At 67.7% G+C, this 3,711-nt stretch carries 2 protein-coding genes; both read left to right on the plus strand.

Annotated elements, in window-relative coordinates:
* Positions 1-213: 213 nt before the first annotated feature.
* Complete coding sequence (locus tag ACNFOC_RS52180) at positions 214-441, plus strand: polysaccharide deacetylase family protein (RefSeq protein WP_416965994.1); 228 nt, start codon at positions 214-216, stop codon at positions 439-441.
* A gap of 193 nt (positions 442-634) precedes the next feature.
* Entirely contained in the window at positions 635-2,746 is a 2,112-nt protein-coding gene (locus tag ACNFOC_RS52185) for a transglycosylase domain-containing protein (RefSeq protein WP_416965993.1), read from the plus strand.
* The last annotated feature ends 965 nt before the right edge of the window (positions 2,747-3,711 follow it).

Raw genomic sequence — 3,711 nt, forward strand, 5'->3', positions numbered from 1 at the left:
CTGCGCGTCCGGCAGGCGGCACATGTCGACATCCGCGTTCCCGTCACGCGGATCGCCTCCGTCCGGCGCGAGGCCCTGTTCACCCACGCGAAGAAGGACGGCGAGCTGAACCTGCCCATCGGCTCCCCACATGTGGCCGCGACTCGCGGATGACCTTGCCGCCGCCGAACACGGCCTCGTCACCGGCGAGCAGCAGCAGCCGTACGGCCACGGATCCTGGACGTGCTGCGCCGCAACCATGTGCACGCGACCTTCTTCGTCGTCGGAACCCAGGTCGTGGCCCACCCGGACCTGGTCCGCCGGATCGTCGCCGACGGCCATCAGATAGGCATCCGGCGGGCGAGGAGACGCCCGGCACGGGCTTCCCTCGACAGGACCCCGTCCTCCCGCAGCAATACCCGTACGAGACACGGCAGTTGTACTGAATTGCAATATCTGTAGCTAATTGAACTCATTCGTACTGAGAGGACAGTGACCAGAGCCCATGAGCGGACACCGGCGTCGACCGCCGCAGCGCCTCAACGGCGGCACGCATGCCGGGCGTGGCCGCTCTCGGAGAAGGGAGCCAGCGAAGAAACGTTGGATCGACTACCCGCACCGAGGCAGGACCGGCCCGCGCCGTTGGCTGCCCTCGGTGCGCCAACTGCTGGGACTCTTCCTGTTCTTCGTCGGCGGCACGGCAGCGGCCGTCGGCTATGCCTACGCCACGGTCACCATCCCCGACCCCAATCCCACGACGCTGCTCCAGAACAACGTCTACTACTGGTCGGACGGTACGGTCCTGGCGACCGACGGCAGCGTCAACCGGCAGAACGTGTCACTCGCGCAGGTGCCCGCCGATGTGCAGGGCGACTTCATCGCGGCGGAGAACGCCTCCTTCTACACCGACCCGGGCGTCGACCCGAAGGGGATCCTCCGCGCCGTCGTCCACATGGCCGAGGGCGGCTCGGTCCAGTCCGGCTCGACGATCACCCAGCAGTTCGTCAAGAACACCTACCTGGATCAGTCGCAGACGGTCTCCCGCAAGGTCAAGGAACTGCTGATCTCCACCAAGATCGGCGCATCCATGCCCAAGGAGCAGATCCTCCAGGGCTATCTGAACACCTGCTTCTTCGGCCGTCAGGCCAACGGCATCCAGGCCGCGGCCCACATGTACTACAACGTCCCGGTGGAGAAACTCGACGTCAGCCAGGGAGCCTTCCTCGCCGCGGCGGTCAACGAGCCGAGCCTCTTCCAGTACGCGGACTCCGACCCCGCGGCCAGGACACAGGCGGAGGCACGCTGGTCCTGGGTGCTCGACCGGATGGTGAAGACCGGCAGGCTGACTCCCGGGCAGCGGGCACGGTACGCGGCCGCCGGTTTCCCCGCACCCACGAAGTGGACCCGCGGTTCAGGACTCACGGGCGAGACCGGCTACCTGGTCCAACTCGCCAGGTCGTACGCCGAGGCACACGACCCGACCATCACCGAGAGCAGCCTGAGCAGGGGCGGCTACCAGATCCAGACCACCTTCGACAGGAAGAAGACGGCAGCACTGGCCAGGGCCGTCGCAGCGGTGCGCAAGCAACGCCTCGACCCGGCCCACCGGTCGGTCGACCGGGACGTCCAGGTCGGAGCCGCCTCGGTGGACCCCGCGACCGGCAGGATCCTCGCCGTCTACGGCGGCCCCGGCTTCGACCACGCCCACTACTCGGACAACGCCGACACCGCCGGCGTCCCGGTGGGTTCGACCTTCAAGCCCATCGTCCTGGCCGCCGCACTCCAGCACGGCGCCGTACTGCGACCCGGCACGTCCCCGGAGCCGATCACCCCGGCCAGCAGGTTCAACGGTGACGACGGCATCAGGATCAAGGACCAGCAGGGCACCTACGTCGCCGACCCCAAGGACCCCACCGGCCTCCTCCACCAGCACAACGACACGTCCCAGCAATGGGGTTACATCACCCTGCGCAAGGCCATGGAGGACTCGGTCAACACGCCGTACGTACAACTGGGAGAGGACGTCGGCTACGGGAACGTGGCGGGGACGGCGCAATCCCTCGGCCTGCGCCCGAACAGCCTCGCCGCCCCCAGTGCCGGCTTCTACATCGGCACCTCCACACCGAGCGCCATTCGGATGGCGAGTGTCTACGGGACCTTCGCCGCCTCCGGAATGCAGGCCGCCCCGTACTCGGTCACGAAGGTCACCCACAACGACTCGGTACTGACCGCCTTCACCGCTCCCGCCCCCGTGCGGGCCCTGCCGACGGCGGTCGCCGACAACGTGACCGACGTACTCCGAGGCGTCATAGCCCGGGGTACCGGCACCAAGGCGCAGGCCCTCGGCAGGGCCGCCGCGGGCAAGACCGGGACCACCGACGACTACCGCTCGGCCTGGTTCATCGGCTACACCCCGCAACTCGCCACCTCCGTAGTCCTCTTCCGCGAGGACTCCAACCATCCGCAGCTTCAGTCCCTGGTGGGCGTCGGTGGCCTGCGGAAGGTGTTCGGCGGTGACATCCCCACCGCGATCTGGACCCAGTACATGCGCGCCGCCCTCGCCGGCCTGCCCAACACGCCCTTCCCCGCGCCCACTTCCCTCGGCGACGGCACCGACGAGTTCGGCGCCCCCTCGCCCTCGCCCTCGCTGTCCACGGCTCCCACCAGGCACGACGGCAAGCCCGGCAAGAGCACGACCACCGCTCCCGCTCCGACGCCGGGCGCCCCGACAACCCACGCCAAGTGCAACCGCCACAAGTGCCGTTGACCGCGGCGGCACCGGCCACTGTCGTCCCGACTTTTGAAGTCGCAGGATGCGGTGGCGCGGGGATCGCGGCCGCTTCGGCCGGTCGTGTCGGTCGGCTTTCGTCCGATCCGGGTGAGGGTCTGGTGCACGGTGTCGATGGCTTCGTGGGCGGTTTGTCGGGTGGGACGTGTGTGAGAGCTAGCGAGAGGTGAGGAACTTCCGCCGGGCTGGTCCCATCGGAGGTTCCTGAGTTCGGGGACGGCTTGGTGCGCGGTTTTCGACGTGATCTTTTTGCGCTCCCGTACCGGCGAAGTCCGGCCACCGGTCACCGGATCCGCCACGGCGTTCGCGTGTGGCGATCTGATCTGCCTTCGCGGCACAACTGCGCGCACACCCTGCCTGTTGAGGATCTCGGAGTCGACGGCGACGACCCGGTCGAGGTCGTTCCCGGCGTCTGCCTGCGCGAACGGAGCGGTGAAGACCTGTTTCCGGGTGCCGTCGATCAGTGCCGGGACGCCTCGGGCTGGCGGTGCCGTCGGCTCGGAGGACTCCCGCCTTCGCAGGGCGCAAGGCACGTTTTCCGTCACCGAGGCACCCGCGGGCGGTCAGTGATCTATGGGCCCACCTTCAAATCTTGAGCACAAAGTCCACACAGACCTCTCTTCAGGAGGGCCCAGATGGTCTAGATTGACCGTGCTTTCGCATGGTGGGACACCAGGCGACAAATGATGATCTATAGGTCCGGCGACGTAGACGGCCAGTAGCCGCGTCTCTCGCGCCTGACGTGGGGGTGATCGGTTCTTGGAACCGTAGGGGGCTCGGGGCGCGGGGAGCATCCGAAGTTTCGACGGGACTTCGCGTACGTGAAGAGACCGGCAGGACCTCAGGGTCTGCTGCCGCCAGGGGTTGTTCACGTAGCTCTGGGACAGCCGGGATGTCATACGCCGGGGGCGGTGGCTTTCCGAGGGTGCTGTCTCGTATACACA

Source organism: Streptomyces colwelliae (genome assembly GCF_048158785.1).
GTDB lineage: Bacteria > Actinomycetota > Actinomycetes > Streptomycetales > Streptomycetaceae > Streptomyces.